Here is a 779-nt window from a genome sequence, read left to right as displayed (position 1 = left end):
CGCGGGTCTGAAAATGCAGCCTGCGGCAGCTCAAGTGATATACGCATGAGCTGCCGAAGGCTGTGATTCGTTCTTGTAACGGCTAGGCTCATACTCGTTAGCGCACCATTAGTATGATAATTTGCGCAAAGTTCCCCACCCGCAAAAGGCCCGACCATGGCTACCGTACGAAAAACCATAACCGTGACTGACCAGCAAGACCATTGGATCAAAGCTCAAATAGAAGCGGGACATTACACCAACGACAGCGAATACATCCGCGATTTGATCCGTCGAGAGCAAGAGCGAAACGCTGAACTGGAAACCGTCCGCGCAGCCCTTCGAGAAGGAGAATCCAGTGGTGCCCCCCGGCCATTCGATGCTGATGCTTTCAAAAAGAGAATGTTGAGGGCGCATGGCTGAATACCGACTTACCCCCGCCGCCGAAGCGGATCTTGAGGCTATCTGGACCTATACAGCTCAACAATGGGGTTTGGATCAGGCCAATCGCTACATCGACATCCTGACTGCGTCTTTCGAGCAGTTGGCTGATCGTCCCAAAACAGCACCCGCATGCGACGCGATCCGCCCCGGTTACCGACGCTGCAGCGTGGAGAGTCACGTGATTTATTTTCGAATCACCGCCTATGGGATCGCGATAATCAGAATCTTGCATGACCGGATGGAAGCGCAGCGTAATCTCTAACCTTCTCGTATCACCGAAAATCAAAAGATCGCAGCCTTCGGCAGCTCCTACAAATCGATGTAGAAGCTGCCGAAGGCTGCGATCTTTGCTTTTG

The 779-nt window shown here is 52.8% G+C and carries 2 protein-coding genes; both read left to right on the top strand.

The window, feature by feature from the left end:
- The first annotated feature begins 156 nt into the window (after nucleotides 1-156).
- Nucleotides 157-402 carry a type II toxin-antitoxin system ParD family antitoxin gene (locus OQK_RS01160; protein WP_016770738.1) on the top strand — a complete coding sequence of 82 codons (246 nt, stop codon included), beginning with the start codon at nucleotides 157-159 and terminating at the stop codon, nucleotides 400-402.
- The gene (locus OQK_RS01155; RefSeq protein WP_016770737.1) at nucleotides 395-685 is read left to right on the top strand and encodes a type II toxin-antitoxin system RelE/ParE family toxin; all 291 of its coding nucleotides are present in this window, start codon (nucleotides 395-397) and stop codon (nucleotides 683-685) included. Before OQK_RS01160 ends, OQK_RS01155 begins: the two co-directional genes overlap by 8 nt.
- Nucleotides 686-779 lie beyond the last annotated feature (94 nt).

The organism is Pseudomonas sp. R62 (assembly GCF_000257605.1).
Taxonomy (GTDB): Bacteria; Pseudomonadota; Gammaproteobacteria; order Pseudomonadales; family Pseudomonadaceae; genus Aquipseudomonas; species Aquipseudomonas atacamensis.
The sequence above is the reverse complement of the archived record's forward strand: the minus strand, read 5'-3'. Positions and strand labels throughout refer to the sequence as shown.

Bases quoted from the DNA above. Each gene is read 5' to 3' on its own strand.
- OQK_RS01160 (WP_016770738.1), top strand. From the start codon at position 157: ATGGCTACCGTACGAAAAACCATAACCGTGACTGACCAGCAAGACCAT.
- OQK_RS01155 (WP_016770737.1), top strand. From the start codon at position 395: ATGGCTGAATACCGACTTACCCCCGCCGCCGAAGCGGATCTTGAGGCT.